Annotated in this window: 21 protein-coding genes; 10 read left to right on the forward strand and 11 right to left on the reverse strand. The window is 70.1% G+C overall.

Going from position 1 to position 23,684, the window contains the following annotated elements; all coding sequences use genetic code 11:
* Positions 1-77: 77 nt before the first annotated feature.
* The 4 genes from AB0J58_RS20085 to AB0J58_RS20100 form a co-directional block, all read right to left on the reverse strand.
* Positions 78-1,676 (reverse strand): glycoside hydrolase family 13 protein, encoded by a 1,599-nt coding sequence (locus AB0J58_RS20085; RefSeq protein ID WP_364217627.1) that lies wholly within the window; start codon positions 1,674-1,676, stop codon positions 78-80.
* A gap of 39 nt (positions 1,677-1,715) precedes the next feature.
* A complete protein-coding gene (locus tag AB0J58_RS20090) occupies positions 1,716-2,696 on the reverse strand; it encodes a carbohydrate ABC transporter permease (protein WP_364217629.1) in 981 nt (326 codons plus the stop codon).
* A gap of 15 nt (positions 2,697-2,711) precedes the next feature.
* Positions 2,712-3,629: a sugar ABC transporter permease gene (locus AB0J58_RS20095; protein ID WP_364217630.1), complete on the reverse strand. Its 918-nt coding sequence runs from the start codon at positions 3,627-3,629 to the stop codon at positions 2,712-2,714.
* A 72-nt stretch (positions 3,630-3,701) separates the two neighbouring features.
* Positions 3,702-5,075 carry an extracellular solute-binding protein gene (locus AB0J58_RS20100; protein ID WP_364217632.1) on the reverse strand — a complete coding sequence of 458 codons (1,374 nt, stop codon included), beginning with the start codon at positions 5,073-5,075 and terminating at the stop codon, positions 3,702-3,704.
* Positions 5,076-5,495: 420 nt separating this feature from the next.
* Between AB0J58_RS20100 and AB0J58_RS20105 the strand changes: the two genes are divergently transcribed.
* Together AB0J58_RS20105 and AB0J58_RS20110 are read left to right on the forward strand one after the other, a co-directional pair.
* Positions 5,496-6,869 (forward strand): FAD-dependent oxidoreductase, encoded by a 1,374-nt coding sequence (locus AB0J58_RS20105; protein WP_364217634.1) that lies wholly within the window; start codon positions 5,496-5,498, stop codon positions 6,867-6,869.
* 114 nt (positions 6,870-6,983) lie between these two features.
* Entirely contained in the window at positions 6,984-7,271 is a 288-nt protein-coding gene (locus AB0J58_RS20110; protein ID WP_343973386.1) for a Fe-S cluster assembly protein HesB, read from the forward strand.
* Positions 7,272-7,356: 85 nt separating this feature from the next.
* Here AB0J58_RS20110 and AB0J58_RS20115 read toward each other — a convergent pair whose 3' ends face one another.
* The gene (locus AB0J58_RS20115; protein WP_364217636.1) at positions 7,357-9,672 is read right to left on the reverse strand and encodes a phosphoketolase family protein; all 2,316 of its coding nucleotides are present in this window, start codon (positions 9,670-9,672) and stop codon (positions 7,357-7,359) included.
* A gap of 250 nt (positions 9,673-9,922) precedes the next feature.
* Between AB0J58_RS20115 and AB0J58_RS20120 the strand changes: the two genes are divergently transcribed.
* Entirely contained in the window at positions 9,923-10,768 is an 846-nt protein-coding gene (locus tag AB0J58_RS20120; protein ID WP_364217638.1) for a fumarylacetoacetate hydrolase family protein, read from the forward strand.
* 85 nt (positions 10,769-10,853) lie between these two features.
* Positions 10,854-12,041: an FAD-dependent monooxygenase gene (locus AB0J58_RS20125; RefSeq protein WP_364217640.1), complete on the forward strand. Its 1,188-nt coding sequence runs from the start codon at positions 10,854-10,856 to the stop codon at positions 12,039-12,041.
* Between the two features lie 90 nt (positions 12,042-12,131).
* On the opposite strand, the gene AB0J58_RS20130 is transcribed toward AB0J58_RS20125, so the two are convergent.
* From AB0J58_RS20130 to AB0J58_RS20140, 3 genes are read right to left on the reverse strand one after another with little or no spacing between them, the layout of a single operon-like run.
* The gene (locus AB0J58_RS20130) at positions 12,132-13,871 is read right to left on the reverse strand and encodes a SulP family inorganic anion transporter (RefSeq protein WP_364217642.1); all 1,740 of its coding nucleotides are present in this window, start codon (positions 13,869-13,871) and stop codon (positions 12,132-12,134) included.
* A complete protein-coding gene (locus tag AB0J58_RS20135; protein ID WP_343973370.1) occupies positions 13,868-14,203 on the reverse strand; it encodes a metalloregulator ArsR/SmtB family transcription factor in 336 nt (111 codons plus the stop codon). The genes AB0J58_RS20130 and AB0J58_RS20135 overlap by 4 nt, the downstream gene beginning before the upstream one ends.
* Positions 14,204-14,205: 2 nt before the next feature.
* On the reverse strand, positions 14,206-14,406 hold the full coding sequence (locus AB0J58_RS20140; RefSeq protein WP_364152826.1) for a hypothetical protein: 201 nt from the start codon (positions 14,404-14,406) through the stop codon (positions 14,206-14,208).
* Between the two features lie 292 nt (positions 14,407-14,698).
* On the opposite strand from AB0J58_RS20140, the gene AB0J58_RS20145 reads away from it, so the two are divergent.
* Positions 14,699-14,866 (forward strand): DUF3073 domain-containing protein, encoded by a 168-nt coding sequence (locus AB0J58_RS20145; protein WP_084195352.1) that lies wholly within the window; start codon positions 14,699-14,701, stop codon positions 14,864-14,866.
* Positions 14,867-15,229: 363 nt separating this feature from the next.
* Positions 15,230-16,255 carry an agmatinase gene (gene speB / locus AB0J58_RS20150; protein ID WP_343973359.1) on the forward strand — a complete coding sequence of 342 codons (1,026 nt, stop codon included), beginning with the start codon at positions 15,230-15,232 and terminating at the stop codon, positions 16,253-16,255.
* A 5-nt stretch (positions 16,256-16,260) separates the two neighbouring features.
* Here speB and AB0J58_RS20155 read toward each other — a convergent pair whose 3' ends face one another.
* Entirely contained in the window at positions 16,261-16,710 is a 450-nt protein-coding gene (locus AB0J58_RS20155) for a hypothetical protein (RefSeq protein ID WP_364217644.1), read from the reverse strand.
* Positions 16,711-17,095: 385 nt separating this feature from the next.
* Here AB0J58_RS20155 and AB0J58_RS20160 point away from each other — a divergent pair, with 385 nt between their 5' ends.
* From AB0J58_RS20160 to AB0J58_RS20170, 3 genes are all read left to right on the forward strand, one after another.
* Positions 17,096-18,031 carry a CHAP domain-containing protein gene (locus tag AB0J58_RS20160; RefSeq protein ID WP_364217646.1) on the forward strand — a complete coding sequence of 312 codons (936 nt, stop codon included), beginning with the start codon at positions 17,096-17,098 and terminating at the stop codon, positions 18,029-18,031.
* Between the two features lie 90 nt (positions 18,032-18,121).
* Positions 18,122-19,063 carry a siderophore-interacting protein gene (locus AB0J58_RS20165; RefSeq protein ID WP_364217648.1) on the forward strand — a complete coding sequence of 314 codons (942 nt, stop codon included), beginning with the start codon at positions 18,122-18,124 and terminating at the stop codon, positions 19,061-19,063.
* Positions 19,064-19,209: 146 nt separating this feature from the next.
* Complete coding sequence (locus tag AB0J58_RS20170; protein ID WP_364217650.1) at positions 19,210-21,048, forward strand: glycoside hydrolase family 15 protein; 1,839 nt, start codon at positions 19,210-19,212, stop codon at positions 21,046-21,048.
* A 52-nt stretch (positions 21,049-21,100) separates the two neighbouring features.
* Here AB0J58_RS20170 and cbiE read toward each other — a convergent pair whose 3' ends face one another.
* Positions 21,101-22,330: a precorrin-6y C5,15-methyltransferase (decarboxylating) subunit CbiE gene (gene cbiE / locus AB0J58_RS20175; protein WP_364217652.1), complete on the reverse strand. Its 1,230-nt coding sequence runs from the start codon at positions 22,328-22,330 to the stop codon at positions 21,101-21,103.
* 145 nt (positions 22,331-22,475) lie between these two features.
* Complete coding sequence (locus AB0J58_RS20180) at positions 22,476-22,874, reverse strand: TIGR03618 family F420-dependent PPOX class oxidoreductase (RefSeq protein ID WP_364217654.1); 399 nt, start codon at positions 22,872-22,874, stop codon at positions 22,476-22,478.
* A 302-nt stretch (positions 22,875-23,176) separates the two neighbouring features.
* Between AB0J58_RS20180 and AB0J58_RS20185 the strand changes: the two genes are divergently transcribed.
* The gene (locus tag AB0J58_RS20185; protein WP_364217656.1) at positions 23,177-23,650 is read left to right on the forward strand and encodes a low molecular weight protein-tyrosine-phosphatase; all 474 of its coding nucleotides are present in this window, start codon (positions 23,177-23,179) and stop codon (positions 23,648-23,650) included.
* The last annotated feature ends 34 nt before the right edge of the window (positions 23,651-23,684 follow it).

Consider the following 23,684-nt stretch of genomic DNA (forward strand, 5'->3'; position numbering starts at 1 on the left):
GCCACCGGGACACGGCGTCGCTGACCGGCCGAGCGAGATACGGCCGGTCAGCGACGGCCCCGGGCCTTCGAAGGGGATCAGATCCGGCGGAGCCAGACGGCGGTGTCGGAGGGGAGCCTGTCCCCCTCCAGCGGACCGCTGGCCAGCAGGACCGACTCGTGCTCCGGCAGGGAGACCGACTCCGCGCCGAGGTTGACCACGCAGATCAGGCCCGACTCCCGGCGGAAGGCCAGCACCCCCTCCCCCACCTCCAGCCAGGCCAGCGTGCCGTCACCGAGCAGCTCACGACGGAGACGCAGCCCGGTGCGGTAGAGGGTGAACATGGACGCCGGGTCGGCGGCCTGCGCCTCGGCCGTCAGCGCCTTCCACTCCGGCGGCTGCGGCAGCCACGGCTGCCCCGCACCGAACCCGAACGGCGGTTCGTCACCCGACCAGGGCAGCGGCACCCGGCAGCCGTCACGGCCGGGATCGGTGTGGCCGGAACGGGCCCAGATCGGATCCTGGCGCCGCTCGTCCGGCAGGTCCTCCACCTCCGGCAGCCCCAGTTCCTCACCCTGGTAGACGTAGAGCCCGCCGGGAAGCGCCATCGCCAGCAGCGCGGCCGCGCGGGCCCGCCGCTCGCCCAGCACCGGATCCGACGGCATGCCGTGCTTGCGGTCGGCGTGGTCGAAGGAGGTGTCGGCCCTGCCGTACTTGGTCACCGGGCGGGTCACGTCGTGGTTGGACAACACCCAGGTGGGGGGCGCGCCCAGCGGGAGGTGCGTGGCCAGGGTCTCCTCGATCGACCGGCGCAGCGCGGCGGCGTCCCAGGCGCACGCCAGGAAGTCGAAGTTGAACGCGGTGTGCATCTCGTCGGGGCGCAGGTAGAGCGCGAAGCGCTCCTGGTCGGGCAGCCACACCTCGCCGATCAGGATCCGATCGTCGTACTCCTCGGCCACCCGGCGCCAGCCCCGGTAGATGTCGTGCACGCCGTCAAGGTCGGTGTACGCCTCCTCCCCTCCCTCGCTGTCCATCTCCTTGACCAGCAGGGCGGCCGAGTCGATCCGGATGCCGTCCACCCCCCGGTCGAACCAGAAGCGCAGCACGTCGTGGAACTCCTCGACGACCTCGGGGTTGGCCCAGTTGAAGTCGGGCTGCTCGGGGGCGAACAGGTGCAGGTACCACTGGCCGTCGGCGACCCGGGTCCACGCGGGACCGCCGAAGATCGACTGCCAGTCGTTGGGCGGCAGCTCACCACTCGCCCCCCGGCCCTCGCGAAACAGGAAGCGTTCGCGCTCGGGCGACCCGGGCCCGGCCTCCAGTGCCCGCACGAACCACTTCTGCTGGTCGGAGCCGTGGTTGGGGACGATGTCGGTGATCGTTTTGATACCCAGGGCGTGCGCCTCGGCGATGAACTCCTCCGCCTCGGCGAGCGTGCCGAACGATGGCTCGATGTCCCGGTAGTCGGCCACGTCGTACCCGCCGTCGGCCATCGGCGAGGGGTACCAGGGATTGAGCCAGATCGCACCGATGCCCAGGTCGGAGAGGTATGGCAGGCGGGCGCGAAGCCCCGCGAGGTCGCCGACCCCGTCGCCGTTGCCGTCGGCGAAGCTCCGGAGGTAGACCTGGTAGATCGCGGCTCCCCGCCACCATGCTTCGGGGTCCGGGGTCGCTCCCGGGAAGGTGCTGCCGGACATGCTGGAACAACTCCTTGCGGTTGAAAGTGGGTAACGAGGTCAGCCCTTGAGACTGCCGGCCGTGAGGCCGGCCATGATGCTGCGTTGGAAGATGAAGAAGACCACCATGGTCGGGATACTCGCGATCACCAATGAGGCGATCAGCACGTTCTGCGGCATCTGCGCCGAGAGCGAGGCGATGCCCACACTGATCGTCATCTTGTCCCCGTCCGGCAGCACGAGCAGCGGCCAGACGAAATCCTTCCAGACGTTGACCACCGAGAGAATGGACACCACTCCCAGGATCGGCCGGGAGACGGGCAGCACGATCGACCACAGGATGCGGGCCGGAGAGGCGCCGTCGATCTGGGCGGCCTCCAGCAACTCCCGGGGGATCGAGTCGAAGAACCGCTTGAGCAGGAAGATGAAGAACCCGTTGGCCGCCGCGGGCAACCAGATCACCCACGGGGTGTTCAGCAGGTCCCAGCCGAAGATCGGCATGTCCTTGACCGTCAGGTAGGCGGGCAGCAGGATGACCATCGGCGGGATCATGAGCGTGGCCAGCATCAGCGCCAGGACCACGTTGCCCAGCACCGGCCGCAGCTTGGACAGCGCGTAGGCGGCCGAGACGTCGATGGCCAGCGTGAACAGCCAGGCGCCACCGGCGTAGACGACGGTGTTGGTGAGGAAGAGTCCCAGGTCGAGCTGGTCCCACGCCTCGGCGTACACCCCGAAGTCGAAGGAGCCGGGAAAGAAACTCGGCGGGATCTGTGCCAGTTCCTCGGGGGTCTTCAGCGCGCCGGTGACCATCCAGTAGAGCGGGAACACGAACACGGCGGTGAAGACCGCCACCACCAGGGTCAGCGTGATCCGGTAGACCAGCCGCCCGCGCGGGGTGTTGAGCGTGTGCGGGGAGACCAGGCTGCGAAACTCCCTGGGCGCCTCCCTGGCCGCACGCGTCCGCCCGGCCTTCTTTCCCGAGCCCCGCTCCGGCGGCCGGGCGGGGGCGGGGCGAGGTGGGTGGACTGTAAGGTTCGACATCGGCTCGGCTCCTCCCTAGCTCTGGTTGTCCCGCGACAGGCGCAGGTAGAAGGCGGAGAACACCATCAGCACGACCATGAGCATCAGCCCGAGCGCGCCTCCGGCGCCGAAGTCACCGAAGTTGAAGGCGTACTGGTACATGAGATAGGCGACGGTGAGCGTCGCGTTCTCCGGGCCGCCGCCGGTGAGCAGGTACGGCTCGATGAAGACCTGCATGGTCGCCACGATCTGCAGCAGCAGCATCACCAGCAGGATCAGCCTGGTCTGCGGGATCGTGACGTGCCAGACCCTCTTGAAGAGCCCGGCACCGTCCAGTTCGGCGGCCTCGTACAGCTCACTCGGGATGCTCTGCAGCGCGGCGAGGTAGATCAGCGTGCCGGTTCCCAGGTTCATCCAGGTGGAGACGATCACGAGGGAGATCAGCGCGGTGTCCGTGGAGTCCAGCCAGCTCAGGGCCGGCAGGCGCGCCAGCTCCAGGATCTGGTTGAACAGTCCGGCGCCCGGGTCGTAGAACCACTTGAACAGCAGCACCCCGACGGCCGGCGGCAGCATCACCGGAAGGTAGACGATGAACCTCAGGTAGGCCCGTGCGTGTCGCAGCTCGTTGAGGACGATCGCCGCCACGAAGGGGATGACGTAGCCGAACACGAGTGCCAGGCCGGTGAAGGCGAGGGTGTTGAGCCACGCGTCGGCGAACGCCGAGTCCTCCGTCACGGTGCGGAAGTTCTCCAGGCCGACCCAGGTGGGCTCGTCGACGAAGTTCGTCTGCTGGAAGCTGAGCAGAACCTCCCGCACCATGGGGTACCAGGAGAAGAAGGCGAAGCAGATCAGCGCCGCGCAGAGGAACCCGTAGGCGGTCAGGTTGCGTTGCAGCCCACGCCGGAACGCCCCCGGTCCCCGCCGCCGTGAACCTTTCACGGTCATTGTGGTCATCGGTCGACTCCCGATTTCGACATGAATGCCGGGGTGCCGGCCGACGGACCGGCACCCCGGGAGGGCAGAAGATCAGCTCGACTTCGCCAGCACCTTGTTGGCCTTGGCCTCGGCGTCGGCCAGGAGCTTGTCGATGTCGGCGTCCTGCCTGGTCAGCACCGCCGACATGGGGACATCGAGGATCGCGTAGAGCTCCTGGGACTTCGGCGGCTCCAGCTTGTTCTGGATGGTCGCCGACCCCTCCACGAAGGGGGTGAAGTTCTCCACCGGCACCGTGGCGTTCGCCTTGCGCAGCTCGGTGATCTCCTTGCCCGGCGCGGCGTCGCCGTACAGGTCGGGGATGGGCAGGCCGACCGGGCGGCCCTGCTGCTTGCTGCGCGCGTAGTTGAACTGGCCCTGGCCTGGGGTCAGCTCATGGAACTCCAGCCACAGCATGGCGGCCTTGATCTTCTCGGGCGTGGCCTTGGGGTTGATCATGTAGCCGTCGCCGCCGTTGAGCGAGGCCCTGGCCTCGGGCAGGGCGGTGACCCCGTAGTCCTCGAACTTGCCCTTGAAGTCGTTGTTGACCGTCTGGACGACATCCGGGGCGCCGATCATCATGCCGAGTTTGCCGCCGCCCATCATCCGCATCAGGTCCTCCCACTGGAGGAGCTGCTTGGTGCCCATGCTGTCGTCGGTCCAGCGCATGGTCTTGAGGTTCTCCAGGACGGCCTTGCCCTCCGGGCTGTTGAACGCCGCGGTCTTGCCGTCGGGGGTGACCATCTCGCCGCCCCGCCCGTAGAGGGAGGCGGCGAAGTGCCAGCCGCCGGTGTTGCCGGCGCTGTACTCACCGAATCCGACATATCCGGCACCAAGTCCGGAGATCTTCTTCGCGGCCTCTCGCACCTCGGCCCAGGTCCTGGGCGGTGCGGCGGGGTCGAGACCCGCCTGGGTGAACAGCTTGCGGTTGTAGACCAGGCCCATGGAGTAGTTGTTCCTGGGAAGGCCGTAGATCTTGTCGCCTTCCTTGAAGATGCTCATGACGTCGGGCCGCAGGTCGCCCAGCCTGGTGACGCCGCCGACGTACGGGCTGATGTCGGCCGCCTGGCCCGCGGCGATGATCTTCTTGACATCGGTGTAGTAAACGTAGAAGACGTCCTCCATCGTGCCGCCGGCCAGCTTCGCCTGGAAGGTGTCCGGGTTGATGCAGGGGAAGGCGTCCTTGCTGTCGATCGTGATGTTCGGATGCAGTTTCTGGAACGCGGCGACGTCCTCGTCCCAGGCGGTTCGCTCCAGCGGGTTGCTCTTCGGCGGCTGGCAGCCGACGGAGATCGTGACCGGAGCATCGGCCCCAGCGGCGCTCGGACTGGTTTCGGCGGCCTTGGATCCGCTGTCGTCGCTGCCACAACCGGTGGCGGTGAGCGCGATGGCTGCGGCGAGCAGCATCGAGAGCTTGGGGGATTTCATCCGAGGCACTCCTTGGCGGGTCGGTTGCGAGAAACATATAGATACGTGCAGGAAGTAGCAAGACTCCGTCAGTTCAGATGCAAAAAAGTGACAGTGATCGGTCAGCCATCTCGCCGTAACACCTCGCCGCGAACCAAAACCCAACCTGACCTGCGAATATGTCGAGACGACACAGAATGACGTCATCCAACTGCAAGAAGATGCTTGATGACGTCGTTTTCTTGTCAGAACTTTCAGAAAGCGGTTGCCTGAAGCCGCACCGCACCAGGACATCGGGGGAAGAGCCCCAGGCCGCGGGGAGCGGTGCCCGCTCCCCGCGGGGACACTCGAAGGAGCGCGCGGGCACGACGTGGCGAGATGGCCGTTTGAGCACACCACACCGTGGAAGCCGTAGCATCGACGGTCCACGAGGGGGAGACGATGACGGAGCGACTGGTGGTGATCGGCGGCGACGCCGCGGGAATGAGTGCCGCCTCCCAGGCCAGGGACCGGCGCGGGCCCGATGACCTGCGGATCGTCGCCTTCGAGAAGGGCGCGCACGCCTCCTACTCGGCCTGCGGGATCCCCTACCTGGTGGGCGGTGAGGTCACCGACGTCGAATCCCTGGTCAGCCGGCGCCCGGAGGTGTTCCGCGACACGCTGGACATAGATCTGCGGCTGCGCACCGAGGTCGTCGAGATCGACCTCGACCGGCGCGCGGTGGCCGTACGCGACGAGGAGGGCGACCTCGGCTGGGAGCCGTTCGACCAGCTCGTCATCGCCACCGGCGCCGTGCCCGGCCGCCCCGACCTGCCCGGGGCCGGCGCCGGGGGCATCCACGGCGTGCAGACCCTGGACGACGGCATCGCGCTGCTGCGGGCCCTGGAGAGGGGGCCGCGCGAGGCGGTGGTGGTCGGCGGCGGCTACATCGGCCTGGAGATGGCCGAGGCGCTGGTGCGGCGCGGCCTGAAGGTCTCGCTGGTCGACGCCGCCGGCCAGCCGATGAGCACGCTCGACCCGGACATGGGCGCCCTGATCGCCGACGCACTGCGCGACCTGGGCATACGGGTGCACCTCGGCGAGCGCGTCGAGGGATTCGAGGAGTCAGGCGGGCACGTCACCGCGGTCCGCGGCGAGAACCTGACCCTGCCGGCGGACCTGGTCGTCCTGGGACTCGGCACCCGGCCCAACAGCGTGCTGGCCGAGGCGGCCGGCATCGAGGTCGGCGAGACCTCGGGGATCAGGACCGACCGGCGGATGCGGACCCCGACGGAGGGCGTCTGGGCCGCCGGCGACTGCGTCGAGACCTTCCACCTGGTCTCCCGGCAGCCCGTCGCGATCGCGCTCGGCACCCACGCCAACAAGCAGGGACGTGTCGCGGGCATCAACATCGGCGGCGGCCACGCCTCCTTCCCGGGGGTCGTCGGCACCGCGGTGTCCAAGATCTGCGAGTACGAGGTGGCGCGGACCGGCCTGACGACCGCGGAGGCGGCACGGGCCGGGTTCGAGCCGGTCGGTGAGATCATGGAGTCCACCACGCGCGCCGGCTACTATCCCGGCGCCCGCCGCATGAAGATCAAGATGATCGCCGACCGGGGGACGGGCCGGCTGCTGGGCGCCCAGATCGTCGGCCAGGAGGGCGCGGCCAAGCGCATCGACGCCCTGGCCATCGCCGTCTGGCACGAGATGACCGTGGAGGAGATCACCGGCCTCGACCTGTCGTACGCTCCCCCGTTCGCCCCCGTGTGGGACCCCGTCCTGATCGCCGCACGCAAGGCGGCCGAACACCTCGAGCGGCTCGGCCGGAGGGGCTGATCCGCCGGGACGGCCCGGACGCCGCGGCCACAAGAAAATCCAGGTGGATGGTTGGGCCGGATGAGAGCGGGCAAGGGCGAGGAATCCAAGTCCCGATACCGACAAGGAGTAGCAATGCTCACATTGACGGACACCGCAGCCCAGGTAATCCGGGATCTCAGCTCGCAGGTGACGGACTCCCCCGAGACCGGGGTCCGCATCTCGTCCCAGAGCGACGGCACCGGATCGCTCATGCTCTCGATCGCCGAACACCCCGAGTCCGCCGACAGGGTGGTGGAGTCGGCGGGGGCACGGATCTTCCTCGACCCGCAGGTCGTGGACATGCTGGACGACAAGTCCCTGGACGCCGACGTCGACGAGGGCGGCGGCGTCGCGTTTCTCGTCACCGAACAGCCTCACTGACCATCCGCCGTAAATCCGGCACGCGTGCCCCGGTCCCCAGGGGGACCGGGGCACGTCCGTGTTCCCGGCGCGGGTGGGGCCGCGGTCAGTACGGCCAGGTCCAGTCCCGGATCTCGGCGGGATCCTCACCGTACTCGCGGGTGTGGGCGCGAGCGCTCAGCCGGCGGTCCATCATGTGCTGACGCAGATGCGCCGACCGCTCCGCCAGTCCGGGAACCCGGTCGATGACATCCATGACCAGGTGGAAACGGTCGATGTCGTTGAGCATGGCCATGTCGAACGGGGTGGTGGTGGTCCCCTCCTCCTTGTAGCCGCGCACATGGATGTTGTCATGGCCGTGGCGCCGGTAGGTCAGCCGGTGGATCAGCCACGGATAGCCGTGGAAGTTGAAGATGATCGGCTTGTCGGCGGTGAAGAGCGTGTCGAACTCCGCGTCCGACATGCCGTGCGGATGCTCACTCGGCGGCTGCAACCGCATCAGGTCCACCACGTTGACCACCCGCACCCTCAGTTCGGGCAGGTACTCGCGCACCAGGGCCGCCGCCGCCAGCGTCTCCAGCGTGGGCACGTCCCCGGCGCACACCAGCACCACGTCCGGCTCGGTGCCGGCATCGCTGCTGGCCCACTCCAGGATGCCCAGGCCCCGGGTGCAGTGCGCGATCGCCTCGTCCATCGGCAGCAGGTCCAGCACCGGCTGCTTACCCGCCACGATCACGTTGACGTAGTCACGCGAGCGCAGGCAGTGATCCGCCGTCGACAGCAGCGTGTTGGCGTCCGGCGGCAGGTAGACCCGCACCACCTCGGCCTTCTTGTTCACCACCACATCCAGGAAGCCCGGATCCTGATGGCTGAAACCATTGTGATCCTGACGCCACACGTGCGACGACAGCAGGTAGTTCAACGACGCGATCGGCCGCCGCCAGTGGATCTTCCGGCAGGCCTCCAGCCATTTGGCATGCTGGTTGAACATCGCATCGACGATATGGATGAACGCCTCGTAGCAGTTGAAAAGCCCATGACGGCCGGTCAGCAGGTACCCCTCCAGCCACCCCTGGCACAGGTGCTCGCTGAGCACCTCCATCACCCGCCCACCCCTGGCGAGGTTCTCGTCGGTGGGCAGGGTCTCGGCGTCCCAGGCCCGGTCGGTGACCTCGAAGACCGCCGACAGCCGGTTGGACGCCGTCTCGTCGGGGCCCATCAACCGGAAGTTGTCGGGGTTGACGGCGATCACGTCACGCAGGAACATCCCCAGCACCCGGGTGGGCTCCGTCGACACCCGGGCGGGAGCCTTCACCTCGACCGCGTAGTCGCGGAAGTCGGGCAGCACCAGCGGCCGCAGCAGCTCACCGCCGTTGGCGTGCGGGTTGGCGCTCATCCGCAGCGGCCCCTCGGGGACCGTCTCCAGGACCTCCGCCACCGGGTGGCCCCGGCCGTCGAACAACTCCTCCGGCCGGTAGGAGCGCATCCACTCCTCCAGCATCGCCAGGTGCTCGGGACTGTCGCGCACTCTGGTCAACGGCACCTGATGCGCCCGCCAGGTCCCCTCCACCGGCAGGCCGTCGACCTCACGCGGCCCCGTCCACCCCTTCGGCGTCCGCAGGACGATCATCGGCAGGCGGTCGGCCCGTCCCTGCCGGTAGTCGGCGATCTGGTCGAACACCCGATCCAGGGTCTCGGCCATCAGCGCGTGCATGACCTCGGGGTCCTCACCGGAGACGAAGTGCGGACGGTAGCCGTACCCCTCCATCAGCTTGACCAGTTCCTCCTCGGGGATCCGGGCCAGCACGGTCGGGTTGGCGATCTTGTAACCGTTCAGATGCAGGATCGGCAGCACCGCCCCGTCGCAGGCGGGGTCGAGGAACTTGTTGGAGTGCCAACTACCCGCCAGCGGCCCGGTCTCGGCCTCGCCGTCGCCGATGACGCAGGCCACCACCAGGTCCGGGTTGTCGAACGCGGCTCCGTAGGCATGGGCCAGGGCATAGCCCAGCTCACCGCCCTCGTGGATCGACCCCGGTGTCTCGGGCGCGACATGGCTGGGTATGCCGCCGGGAAAGGAGAACTGCCGGAACAGCCGCTGCATCCCCCGAGCATCCTGCCCCACATCCGGATATTTCTCGGTATAAGAGCCCTCCAGCCAGGCATGCGCCACCGCCGCGGGACCGCCGTGACCGGGACCGGCGACGTAGATCATGTCCTGGTCGCGTTCGGTGATGATCCGGTTGAGGTGGGCGAAGCAGAAGTTCAGCCCCGGCGTGGTCCCCCAGTGCCCCAGCAGCCTGGGCTTGATGTGCTCGGGTCGCAACGGTTCGGTCAGCAGCGGGTTGGCCAGCAGGTAGATCTGACCGACCGACAGGTAGTTGGCCGCGCGCCAGTAGGCGTCGACGTGCGCGAGTGCGTCCATACATCGACAGTTCCTCCATGGCGGCGTTCCAATCTCGACCTGGCGGACGTGTTCGCCCCGTGTGCCGGGCACGAGCGCCCCCCGCGCCGGGCCGGAGCCGAGATCTCCACACCACCGTGATCATCTGTGTCCTCCGTCCCATTACCGTATTGAGGTGGAATGTACGAAGATCTCCGTGGTGAGCCGATGGCACCGTGGCGGTGTTCGAGGATGCGATGGTTCCCCTCGCCGGGAACGTCGGGAGTGAACGATGAGATTTGTCGGGTTCCAGGATGGTCGTCAGGTCCGGGTGGGAGTGCTGACCGGCACCGACCGGGTGGCGCCGCTGGCCGAGGTGAGCGAGTTCTACGAGGACCTGCCCGGCTGGACCGCCAGGGCGCGCGAGCTCACCACCGGCGAGCCCGCGGGTGAGCTCGCGTTGGGCGAACTGAGCCTGGCTCCGGCGGTGACCGGTTCCGCACGGGTGCTGTGCGTCGGGTTGAACTACCGCGAACACGCCGCGGAGGGCGGTTTCTCCACCCCGGAGACACCGACGATCTTCGGACGGTGGACGACGTCGCTCGCGGTCGACGGGACACCCGTGCCGGTGCCGCCGGACGAGGCGGGCCTGGACTGGGAGGTCGAACTGGTCGCGGTGGTCGGTGCGGCCATGCGGTGCGTGGACGCGGAGACCGCGCTCGCCGGGGTGTTCGGCTACGCGGTCTTCAACGACCTGAGCGCCCGGCGGGCACAGCGGCTGACCGCGCAGTGGACGCTCGGCAAGAACTCCGACCACAGCGGGCCGATCGGGCCCGTCGTGACCGCCGACGAGGTGGGCGACCCGGCCGGCGGCCTCCGGCTGGTGACCCGGGTCAACGGCGAGGTCGTCCAGGACGGCAACACAAAGGACATGATCTTCCCGGTCGGGCGGGTGCTGGCGCACCTGAGCCGGACGATGACGCTGCTGCCCGGAGACCTGGTGGCGACCGGCACCCCCTCGGGGGTGGGACACGCACGCACCCCGGCGTGGTTCCTGCGACCCGGTGACGTGGTCGAGGTGGAGATCGACCGGCTGGGCTCGGTGCGCAACCCGATCGTGGCCTGGCCGGAGAGCTGAGACGACGTCGCGGGCGTGTCGGCCGGTGCGCCTCCAGATCACGGTGCGCCGGAACGAGACGCCGTTCGAGGAGAGGAACCCCTGAGTGAGAATCGTCATCATCGGCGGAGGCCTCGGCGGGCTGGCCGCCGCCCTGCTGCTGCGGCAGGCGGGTGTCGAGGCAGTCGTGTACGAGCAGACCGCCGAGCTGCGTGAGGTCGGCGCCGGGATCGTGGTGGGCCCCAACATGGTCCGTCCCCTGGCGCGGGCCGGGCTCGGCGAGCGGCTGGCGTCCTTCGCCGTGCCGCTGGAGGCCGCCTGGGAGTTCCGGCGCTGGCAGGACGGCCGGGTACTGTTCTCCCAGCCGATGGGCGAGGAGTGCCGCCGGCTGTACGGCGCCGACTGCTACGTCGCGCACCGGGCCGACCTGCTCCAGATGCTGCTGGAGGCACTGCCCTCGGACGCGGTCAGGGCCGATCGGAGGCTGGAGACCCTGCGCCAGGACGGCCCCGAGGTCGAGCTGGTCTTCACCGACAGCCGGGGCGAGAAGACGACGGTGACCGCCGACGGGGTGATCGGCGCGGACGGCATCCACTCGGTGGTGCGGCCCGCGGTCGTCGAGGAGGAGCCGCCGCGTTTCTCCGGGCTGTGCGCCTACCGGTGCCTGGTCGAGGCCGAGCACGCGCCGGAGCTGGCGCTACGCCGGGTGCAGACGCTCTGGCTGGGCCCGGGCCGTCACTTCGTCCACTACCCCATCAGGGACAGAAAGCTGATCAACATCGTCGCGATCGTGCCCGCTGGCGAGTGGCGTGTCGAGTCGTGGACCGCCGAGGGACGGATCGAGGACCTGGCACGCGAGTTCGAGACCTGGGACCCGCGGCTGAGGCAGCTGGTCGCCTCGGCCACCGAGACCAGGCGCTGGGCCCTGTACGACCGCAGTCCCCTGGAGCGCTGGACGTCCGGGCGGGTGGCCCTGCTGGGGGACGCCGCCCACTCGATGCTGCCCTTCTTCGGCCAGGGAGCCGCCCAGGCGGTCGAGGACGCGGTGGTCCTCGCGAGCTGCCTGCGCGCCGCCACCCGCGAGACGGTGGCGCAGGCACTGGTCCGCTACGAGGAGATCCGCCGGCCCCGGGCCTCGCAGGTGCAGCTGATGAGCCGCGGCCGCGAGGTGCAGAACCACCTGCCCGACGGGCCCGCCCAGCTGGAGCGCGACGCGGCCTTCGCCGGCGGCGATCCGCTCCGGCAGAACGCCTGGCTCTACGGCCACGACCCAGAGACGATCATGGCTGGCTGAGGCGGCCGGTCCGCACGCTCCGGTACGCCCCAGGCCCGGCGTCGGAGCCTCCGTCGGGCGGCCGGGGCGCTCAGCGGCGCGCCCGGCCGTTCACGGTCCGGCCGCGACCTCGTCCCGGGGCTCGGTGGACGTCACGGTGGACGCCCTCGACGGCGGCTGCCTCTCGGCGGCGGTGAGCAGGTCACGGGCGTGCATGATGGCGGCGGGGGTGTCGGGAAAGATCAGGCCGTCGTGCCGCAGATGGTCGGCCACACCGAGCGCGGCCAGCACCTGATCGTGACCGGGCCGGATGCCGGACAGCAGCACGGCGACGCCGCGGTGTTCCAGATCGGTGATCACCTCTCCCAGCACCCGCGCCCCGGTCGCGTCGAGAGTGGAGACCCGGGACATGCGCAGGATCACCACGTGCGTGTCGGCGACCTCCGACAGCTCCAGCAGGAAACGATGGGCGGCGGCGAACACCAGTGGCCCGTCGAACCGGTAGGCGACGATGTGCTCCCGCAGCAGCCGGTACTCCTCCTCGCTGTGGTCACCGCTCTCCAACGGCACCCGCTGCACCTGCGCGTTCCTGACGATGGCGCGCAGCGCCAGGACGATCGCCGTACCGATGCCGACGGCGACCGCGGTCACCAGGTCCACGGCGACCGTGACGACGAAGGTGAGCAGCATGACGAGCCCGTCACCACGTGTCGCGCGGGCGATGGCGCGCAGCGAGCCGACCTCGACCATCCGCACCGTCGTGGCCAGCAGCACACCGGCCAGCGCCGCCAGCGGGATGTGCCCGACGACTCCGGAGGCCGCGAGCACGATCACTGCCAGCACCACCGCGTGGCTGAGCGCGGCCAGGCGGGAGCGGGCGCCCGAGCGGACGTTGACCGCGGTGCGGGCGATGGCGGCGGTGGCCGGGATGCCGCCGAACAGCGGCACGGCCAGGTTGGCGATGCCCTGGCCGAAAAGCTCGCGGTCGGGGTGGTGTCTCTCGTTGACGCTCATCCCGTCGGCCACGGAGGCGCACAGCAGGCTTTCCAGGGCCGCCAGCGCGGCGACGGCCAGCGCCGAGGGAAGCAGCGCGGCTATCGCGCCGGTGTCGAGGAAGCCCAGCGAGGGGGCGGGCAGACCTGTGGGAAGCGCTCCGACCTGGGCGACGTCAAGGCCGGCGAAGACGGTGACCACCGTCGCCAGCGCCACACCGATCAGCGAGAAGGGCAGGCCGGGCCGCAGACGGGTGCCGACCAGCATGAGGGCGGCCACCGCCACGGCCATCGCCACGGGCACCGGGTCGGGGGCGGCGGCGAAACGGGCGACGGCCTCGGCGGCCACCCGCCAGACCTGCTCCCCGTCCACTCCCGAGACCCCGAGGGCGGCGGGCACCTGCTGTAGCGCGATCACCACGGCGATCCCGGCGGTGAACCCCTCGATGACCGAGGTGGGGATGAACTGAACGTAGCGGCCGACCCTGGCCACCGCGAGCCCGACCAGCACCACCCCGGCCAGCAGCCCGACCATCAGCACACCGGGTGCGCCGAACTGGTGCACGATCGGCAACAGCACCACGGTCATCGCGCCGGTCGGCCCGGAGACCTGCAGGTTGCTTCCGCCGAAAACCGCCGCGAGCGCCCCGGCGACGATCGCGGTGACCAGGCCTGCCTGGGCCCCCATCCCCGAGCTGACCCCGAAGGCCAGCGCGAGGGGCAGCGCCACGACCGCCACGGTCAGCCCGGCCAGCAGATCCCGTCGCGGATCGCGACGTGCGGGTGTCCAGTCGGCGCGAGTGGGCAGCAGGTCCGACAGGCGGGCCCACCATCGCCCGGCGGCGGTGGACGCGCTCACCCGCGAGCCTCGGCGCGCAGCTCGGCGAGCAGCTCACCCTGTTCGGCGAGCAACTCGGTCAGGATGGATCGCGCCGCGAACATCAGGGTGGCCACATCCGGGGTGGAGAGCACGTACACGACGGTGGCGCCCTCCCGGGTGGCGGTCACGAGCCCGGCACGGCGCAGCACCGCCAGCTGCTGGGAGAGGTTGGACGCCTCGACGTCGATGGCGCTCAGCAGATCCCGCACCGGTAGAGGGCCGTCCTGCAGCAGCTCCAGCACCCGGACACGGACCGGATGGCCGAGGGTGCGAAAGAGCTCGGCCTTGGCCTGGTGCAGTGGCACCGGCATGATCACGCGGCCCCGGCGACTGGCCCGCCACCGGGGGGTCGTACCTCGACGCCGTGCCGGGCGGCGATGCGCAGCAGGTTCTCCAGGCGCCCGGTCAGGACCTCGACCGCGTAATCGTCGGAGTCTCGGCGCATGAGCTCCAACTCGTCGTCGACATCGGCTATGCGCGCCCTTAACTCCGCCGCGAACTCGCTCTCGCTCACGCCCCCCACCTCCCGTGGATCAGGTCATCCCCCGGCGCCCGGTTTACCGGCACACCCTTCCTGATGATGTGCCAAATTGCATAATTCTTCAAATCGTAATGACGTTGGCTATGATGGCGGGAGCCGTTTGCCACAGGTCCCCGGCCGGTCGGGCCCGATCAATGACGGATCGACCGCCAAGCGGGATACTTGGTGCGGCTACCGCGGGCTGACCTGCGGCGTCAGAGCGCGCCAGCCGGCGATGCGACAGTGACGAGAGGCCGAGCACGGCCTGCGTGAGGGAGTACAGCCAATGGGACGGGGCCGAGCCAAGGCGAAGCAGACAAAGGTTGCTCGCGAGCTGAAGTACAGCAGCCACAGCATGGATCTTGACCGGTTGCGTAAGGAGTTGGGCGCCGGTGACGATACCGCGCCGGAGAGCGAGGCCGACGACCCTGTCGGCGAGCCGACAGGCAGGTAGGGCTGGTTGCGCGGGACTTCGCGGATCGAGGGAACGGCCCGTGTCCCCGAGTACGACGGCGAATCCCGCGCAACATCCTGCAACATCATTGAGGCGACCTGGCAGAGCTGCTTACCGTCACGGTTGTGCGATACCGCCGCGACGGCGGGTCACACCCCCCGTACGGCGCGTCGACGGAGAGCTCTGGCGGGTCCCACCTCATCAAGACGGTGACCGGCTGCCCTTCCCCCCGGACGCCGGGATCCGCCAGTTCACACGCCGTGGCCCCGGGAAGAATCGCCGGCTCCCGCGAGGTCACGCCTCGCCGAGGCGGAAAGTCTCCCTGGGCCACGGCCACCACCCATCGCGTGCGCCGGAGAGTCCTTGACGAACCGCTACGGGGCCCAGTTCGGGCCCGACATCACCTTCCTCGGCGTCGGCCGGTGCTCACTGGACGACCCCGCCAGCTACGCGGGCGCCGACATCGTGATCGTGGGGGCGCCGTTCGACGGCGGTACCTCGCACCGGCCGGGAGCGCGCTTCGGGCCGCAGGCGATCCGGATGACCGACTACCTGCCGCACGACGGAGCGCGTCCCAGCCTGGCACTGCGCACCGACGGGCTGCGCGACCTGCGCGTCCTGGACGCCGGTGACGTCGAGATGCCGCCCGGCGACATTCTGGCCTCGCTGTCCGCGCTGGAGGCCGCCGTCGAGAAGGTGGCCCGAGCCGGAGCCATCCCGGTGGTCCTGGGCGGTGACCACTCGATCGCCTTCCCCGATGCCAAGGGCGTGGCCAACGTCCTGGGGCACGGCCGGATCTCGATGATCCACTTCGACGCCCACGCCGACACCGGCGACATCGAGTTCGGCTCGCTGTGGGGGCACGGGCAGCCGATGCGCAGGCTCATCGAGTCGGGGGCGCTACGCGGCGACCGGTTCCTGCAGATCGGCCTGCGCGGCTACTGGCCGCCGCCGGAGACGCTGGACTGGATGGCGGAGCGCTCGATGCGCTCGTACGAGATGACCGAGATCGTGCACCGCGGCCTGACGGAGTGCCTCACCGAGGCCTTCGCCATCGCGACCGACGAGTGCGACGGTGTCTTCCTGTCCGTCGACATCGACGTGTGCGACCCGGGTCACGCGCCGGGCACCGGGACGCCCGAGCCCGGCGGCATCACCGCGCGCCAGCTCCTCGACTCCGTGCGGCGCATCTGCCTGGAGCTGCCGGTCGTCGGAGTCGACGTGGTGGAGGTCAGCCCGCCCTACGACCACGCGGACATCACCGCAGCGCTGGCCAACCGCGTGGTTCTCGAGGCGTTGAGCGCCATCGCCCGGCGGCGGCGCGACGCCCGGGACGGTACGGCGTGGAACCCGCTGCTTCCCCTGCTCGCCGACCGCCCGGACCGCTGAGAGGTCTACCTGGTTCTCGGGCGGTTGCCCCACCTGGGCTTGCGGAACAGGTCGCGCCGCTCCAGCAGGTAGACGAGCTTGGCGGCCGCGAGCCTGACGGCCTCCTCGTGCCGGTGACGCTTCTGCGGTACGGCGGCGCTCCAGCGCTCAAGCAGCAGGGCGATCTCCTCGGCGAGTTCGCCGATCACCCGGTAGCGGGTGCTGAAGGCGTAGAGGTCCCCGTGCACCGCGTTCACCAGGTCCTCCTCGACCCGGTGGGCGAGCGGCCTGATCCGGCTGAGGATCCCGGCCTCCATCGCCGGGGTGACCGGCGCCCGGCGGGCGTCGCCCTCGGGCACCATGATGAGGGCCCGGATCCGCGCGACGGCCAGGGCACGCTCGGTCTGTGGGGTCGCGGAGTGCTCGGCGAGGTCCAGGAGGCGGCGGAGGGTCTCCTGTGTCTTGTCGTCGAACATGGAAACCCATTCCGCCTTCGCGTCCGATGTTCTCGCCGGACCGGGAGACCGGGTCTCGGTGTCGGCATTCGCGCATGCCGCGCATGTGCGATCACATGCTATTCGACCCGATGGGCACGGGCGGCTCCCGGTGTGCTCCCTGCTTCCCCCGAAGGTGGCCGCGGCCTCTCGCTCGCGGTGTCCGCTCCCGGCCGCCGGAAGATCCTAAGGGGTGCATGACAAGGTTTCATCCCTTTTGTCGAATCCGGTATCCGACAGCCCCTCAAGCCTGCTTTTTCCGTTAATAGCCTCACTTCTCGGTTTTTCTGCGAATACAGTCCAGCTCTATCGGACGGCGCCCCCTTCGCGGAAGGGCGGAGGAGAGTGGACGGGGTGGCTCGCGGCCATGGATCCGATCGGTGACGATCTGCTCAGAATCATCAGGCCCGAGATCGGGTACCGGGAGGGGCCCGGCCGGCACAGCAAGTTCGGCGAGTGGTACGCGGCCAACGTGGTCCAGGACCCGCAGTACGAGACGGCCCCGTGGTGCGCGATGTTCGTCGCCTGGGCCGCGGAACGGGCGGGCGTACAGCAGTACGTCGGGCAGTTCGCCTGGACCCCGTCACAGGCCCGCTGGTTCGAGACGAACGGCGCCTGGTCGCGGACGCCCGAGCCGGGCGCCCTGGTCTTCTTCGACTGGTCGGGCGGCAAGGACATCAAGGGGATCGACCACGTCGGTGTCGTCGAGAGCGTCGAGGGTGGAACGATCCACACCATCGAGGGGAACGTCGACCGGGTCTGGCTGAAGCGCAAGACCCGCGACCAGAGCAAGGTCGTGGGCTACGGCCTGCCACGGAAGGTCAAGGAACACCTGGCGAAAAAGGACGACACCGCACCGCAGCAGACCGGCCGGATCGAGGTCCGCCCGGCACTCGCCCCGGCCTCCACCGCCCTGACCGACGCCTCGGGCACGCTCCCCGTCTCCATGGAGACGGCCGCGGTCGCGGGGCTGCTGACCTTCGTCCTCGGCACGTCGTTCGTCCTGTCCCGGCTGCGTCCCCGCGTCTCGGCGGGACGGCACCGCAGGAGGAACGGGCGGGCGGAACGGCGGAACGGCGGAGGGTCCCGGGGCGGGGCCTCGCTCCTTCCGGCCGGGGCGTCCGAACAGGATCGGGCCGGCGGCCCGAAGACGCTCCGGGTGAGCAGACCGGACTGGGCGCACGAGCCGTACCGCGCGGATCGCCCGCGGTCCGTCACCGGTCTTGCCTCCGAGACCCGAGCCCCCGAGACCCGAGCCCTCGAGACTCCGGCCCCCGAGGCGGAGGCGCGCCGGGCCGCGTGACCTCCCGGCCGGCGAGCACGGACCCGCGGTTGATTAATAAGGTTAGGCAAAGCTAAGTTACTGGGAACGGCACTTCCCAGTAAAGGCGGCATGATGACAGCGGGCGGCGAGCAGACCCTGGAGCGGGCAGCGGGGGTTCCGGTCTACCGGGGCCACCACGTGGAGGTTCTGCGGACGGCACGGCTCAGCCCGAGCTTCGTCCGGGTCACCTTTGGCGGCGAGGACCTGGCGGGCTTCGCCGACAAGGGCTTCGACCAGCGGATCAAGGTGATCCTCCCGCTGCCGGACGGCAGCCTCACCCCCCTGGGCGACGGGGACGACTGGTACCAGCGGTGGCGTGCGCTCCCGCAGGAACTGCGCAACCCGATCCGCACCTACACCGCCCGCGCCGTCCGGCCGGAGCGGCGCGAGCTCGACGTCGACTTCGTCCTGCACGGCGAGACCGGCCCCGCGTCCCGGTGGGCGGCCCGCGCGACCCCCGGAGACCGGGTCGTGGTGGTCGGCCCCAACGCCGCCTACCCCGGCCCCACCGGCGGCCAGGAGTGGGCGCCGCCCGCCGGGGCGACGCACCTGCTGCTGGCCGGGGACGAGACGGCCGTACCCGCCATCACCACGATCGCCAAGTCGCTCTCCGGTTCCGTGCCCGCCACGGTGCTGCTGGAGGTCCCCGAGGCCGCCGACGCGCTCACCCTCGACGTCCGCCCGGGTGTGCGGGTCACCTGGCTGCCCCGCGACGGGGCCCGCCACGGCGACCTGCTCGTTCCCGCCGTCCGCGACGCCCTGGGCGCACTCGCCGTACCGGCGGGCACCGCCCCCGATGCCGCCGCCCCGCTGGAGGACGTCGACGTCGACGCGGAGATCCTTTGGGAGGTCCCGGACTCCTCCACGACCGGCGGCCTGTACGCCTGGCTGGCGGGCGAGGCGGGAATGGTCAAGCTGCTCCGCCGCCACCTGGTACGCGAGGCGGGGATCGACCGCTCCTCGGTGGCCTTCATGGGCTACTGGCGACTGGGACGCGCGGAGAGCGCCTGACCCCGGCGGCAGAGGCCCCGCGGGGCCTTTGCCGTTCCCTGCCCGAAAACCTGCCGACTCCTTGACCCGGGACGGAGCCGACCGGGCGTCCGGGCCGCGTAGCTTGAGGGCATAGGACGCCCGGCTCGCGGCCTGGGAGGGCCGACATGACAGCAGCACGGCCCGACTTTCACGACCCGGCGGGAACCACCGGATACCTGCCCATCGCCGACCACGGACTGATCGGCGACCTGCGCACCGTGGCGCTGGTGGACACCGGCGGCACGATCGACTGGTACTGCTGCCCGCGCTTCGACGCGCCCAGCGTGTTCGGCTCGATACTGGACACCACCCGGGGCGGATCGTTCGAGCTGGGCACCGATGTGCCCGCGAGGACCAGGCAGTTCTACTTCCCGGACACCAACGTGCTGATCACCCGGTTCTCCGCGACCGACGGTGTGGGCGAGATCCAGGACTTCATGCCGGTCGTCGACGACTCCGGCGAGTGCGACCGGCACCGGCTGATCCGGCGGGTGAGATGCGTACGGGGATCCCTGCCGTTCCGGGCACGGGTGGCTCCCAGGTTCGACTACGGCAGGCAGTCCCACGTCCTGAGCATGCGGGACGGCCGAGCGATCTTCGAATCACCGTCGCTCCGCCTGACCCTCTCCTCCACTGCGACCCTGGAGGCGGACGGTCAGGACATACGCTCGGAGTTCAAGCTCAACGAGGGAGAGTGCGCGGTGTTCGCCCTCGACAGGCTCAGCGACGACCTGGCCCCGCGCCCGTGCCCGATCGAGGAGGCCGAGGAGCAGTTCACCGCCACCGTCGCGTTCTGGCGCCACTGGCTGTCGGCGTCGCGCTACCGCGGCCGGTGGCGGGAGATGGTGCACCGCTCCGCGCTCACGCTGAAGCTCCTCACCTACGCGCCCACCGGCGGGATCGTGGCCGCCGCGACGACCAGCCTGCCCGAGCGGATCGGCGGGGAGCGCAACTGGGACTACCGGTACGTCTGGATCCGCGACTCGGCGTTCTGCGTGTACGCGCTGCTCAGGCTGGGCTTCGGCGAGGAGGCCGAGGCGTTCATGAACTTCCTGTCCAAGCACGTCAGCCACGACTGCGGCGGCCCCTCCGGGCCATTGCAGATCATGTACGGCATCGACGGGCGCACCGACCTGCCCGAGGTCGAGCTGGCCCACCTGGAGGGTTACCGGGGCTCGGCCCCGGTGCGCGTCGGAAACGCCGCCGTGGACCAGCTCCAGCTGGACATCTACGGCGCTCTCCTCGACTCGGTCTACCTCTACGACAAGTGGCACCGGCCGATCTCCAGTGACCTCTGGGAGGAGGTCCACCTCCTGGTGGACTGGGTCTGCGACAACTGGGACCGGCCGGACGAGGGCGTGTGGGAGACCCGGGGCGGGCGCAAGGACTTCGTCTACTCGCGGCTGATGTGCTGGGTGGCGATCGAACGGGCCATGCGGATGGCCGCCCACCGAGGCCTGCCCGCCGCCACCCAGCGCTGGCAGCTGGCCCGCGACGCGATCTACCGGCAGATCATGCGGCGCGGCTGGTCGGAGCAGCTGCGGGCGTTCATCCAGCACTTCGACGACGACGTCCTCGACGCCTCGGTGCTGATGATGCCGCTGACCAAGTTCATCTCCCCCGCCGACCCCAAGTGGCTGTCCACCCTCGACGCGCTCGGCGCGAACCTGGTCTCGGACTCGCTGGTCTACCGCTACGACCCCTCGGTCAGCCCGGACGGGCTACACGGGCAGGACGGCACGTTCTCGATCTGCTCGTTCTGGTACGTCGAGTCGCTCACCCGCGCCGGGCGCCTGGACGAGGCACGGCTGGCGTTCGAGAAGATGCTCACCTACGCCAACCACCTCGGCCTGTACGCCGAGGAGATCGGGCAGACCGGCGAGCAGCTCGGCAACTTCCCGCAGGCCTTCACCCACCTCTCGCTGATCAGCGCCGCGTTCAACCTCGACCAGGCCCTGGGCTGACCCCCGACCACGACGGGCGGCAGAACCCCGGCGGAGCCGAGGCCCGGGCCGTTCAGCGGGCGCTCTCCCGGACCGGCGGCTTGACCACGGTCCAGACCGTGACGGGCGCCAGGGGCCGCCAGCCGGTGAAGCCACCGGCCGGGGCGGTCCTGCTGACCGCCAGCCGGACCAGGTCTCCCCCGAGTTCCCCCTGCCAGGAGGCCAGCACCGCCTCCGACTCGACGGTCACCGCGCCGGCCACCAGCCTGCCGCCCGGCCGCAGCGCCTCCCAGCAGCCCTCCACCACCCCGGGAACGGTCACCCCACCGCCGATGAAGACGGCTCCCGGCGCCTTCAGCCCGGCGAGCACGGCGGGGGCGGCACCGGTCACCACGTCGAGACCGGGAACTCCCAGCGCCGCGGCGTTACGGGCGATCACGGCCGCCCGTGAGGGGTCCGACTCCACCGCGACGGCCCGGTTCTCCGGATGGGCACGCATCCACTCGACACCGATGCCGCCCGCCCCCGCACCGATGTCCCACAGCAGCTCACCCGGGGTGGGGGCAAGCCGGGACAGGACGACCGCGCGTACCTCGCTCCCGGTGAGCCGGCCGTCGTGCTCGTACACCTCGTCCGGCAGGCCGGGCAGCCGGGGCAGCGGAACGGTCCCGGCATCGGCACGGCACTCCACCGCGACGACGTTGAGAGCGTGGGCCACCGGCAGGGACCACTGACCGGCCGCACCGGAGATCACCCGCTCCTCGGCGCCGCCCAGCCTTTCCAGGACCGTCATCGCGCTCGCGCCGTAACCTCGGGCTGTGAGCAACCCGGCGACCCCGGCCGGAGTGCGGCCGTCGGCGCTGAGGACCAGGACCCGGCGACCGTCCTGGACGGCGGGGTGCAGCACCTCGACGGGACGCGCCACGAGGCTGACCACCTCGACCCGGTCGACCGCCCAGCCGAGCCTGGCACAGGCCAGGGAGACCGACGAGGGGTGCGGCAGGATTCGGACCCGGTCGGCACCGAGCAGCCGTACCAGGGTCGCGCCGATGCCGTGGAACATGGGATCGCCACTGGCCAGCACGCACACCCGGCGGCCCCGGTGGGGGGCGATCAGCCGGGGCAGGGCGGGCAGCAGCGGGGAGGGCCAGACGACGCGCTCGGCACCGGGCTCGGGGAGAAGCCCCAGCTGCCGTGCGCTCCCCATCAGGACCTCGGCGGCGTGCAGCTCGCGCCGCGCCTCCTGGGAGAGCCCGGCCCAGCCGTCGGCTCCGATGCCGACGACGGTGACGAGGTCAGACATCACCCACCCCTTCCCGATGCCGTTCTACCGCTCCACTGGGCGACATGCTAGCCCGGCACCGGGTCCGGCCGCGGATCGCGGCCGGACCCGGTGCCGGTCAGCCGTGCACCGGTGCGGCGGATGGGCGCGGGCACGCCGCGGCCACTCAGCTCCCCGGGTTGAAGATGACGTCGTCGGGCGTGATCCGCACCGTGACGCGCTGCTCACCCGGCTTACGGAAGGGATAGGACTCCACGCCGAGATACTTGTTCGCCAGGCCGTCGATGACCTCGTCCGCGCCCTCCAGCTCCAGCCGGGCCTTCCCCGAGACGCTGACCAGGTGATAGTCGTTCTTGGGATCCAGGACGCTCACCGACACGCGCGGGTCCTCGCGCAGGTGGCGCTCCTTGGCCCGGCCCACGGCCGTGTTGAAGACGACATCGTCTCCGTCGACGTCAACCCACACGACCGTGCTGTGCAGCGAACCATCCGGCCTGACGGTGGTCACCCAGGCATGAATCGGCTGCTTCAGCAGACTCTTGGCGTCTTCACTCAGTTTTCCCACGGGAACCTCCACCTCATGGACGATGTCTCTACAGGGCAGTCGAACATCGCTCACACGTGATCGATTCCACCTCCGTCGAGAAAACCGTCGGCGATTCGCGGAACCGGTCGCGCGTCGGCGGGCAGCCGTCCGGTCGCCCGTGAGGGCCTCCGGACGGCTGCCCGTGCGGGCGACGCCCCGGAGACGGCGGTCATCGCGGCTTCGCGGACGGATCCGGCGCGGAGTCCACGTCGACGACGATCCTTTTCCGGCAGGACCGCACATCCGGCCGCCGCACCCTCGGCAGACGGCATCCTGGTGGCATGAGTTATCACATATGCGTGGTGTGCATGGGAAACATCTGCCGGTCACCGATGGCCGAGGTCGTGCTGAGAAAGACCCTCGACGAGCACGGCCTCGGAGGTCGCGTCACGGTCGACAGCGCGGGAACCGGCGACTGGCACCAGGGGAATCCGATGGACGCACGGGCCGCCGAGGTGCTCGCCGACCACGGTTACGACGGCTCGCGGCACCGGGCCCGGCAGTTCCTGCGTGACTGGTACGGCCAGGTCGACCTGGTGCTGGCCATGGACACCCACAACCTGAGCGCCCTGCGCCGCCTTGCCCCCGAGGGCGCGGACGTGCGCCTGTTCCGCTCCTTCGACCCGGTGGCCCCGGAGGGCTCCGAGGTGCCCGATCCCTACTACGGCGGGCGCGCGGGTTTCGCCGAGGTACTGGAGATGGTCGAGGCCGCGAGCAGGGGACTGGCCGAGCATCTGTCGATCACTCTCAGATGAGACCTCCCGGGCACTGCTGTTCGATCTTGTCGGG

It is taken from the genome of Streptosporangium sp. NPDC049644 (genome assembly GCF_040675205.1).
GTDB lineage: Bacteria > Actinomycetota > Actinomycetes > Streptosporangiales > Streptosporangiaceae > Streptosporangium > Streptosporangium fukuiense.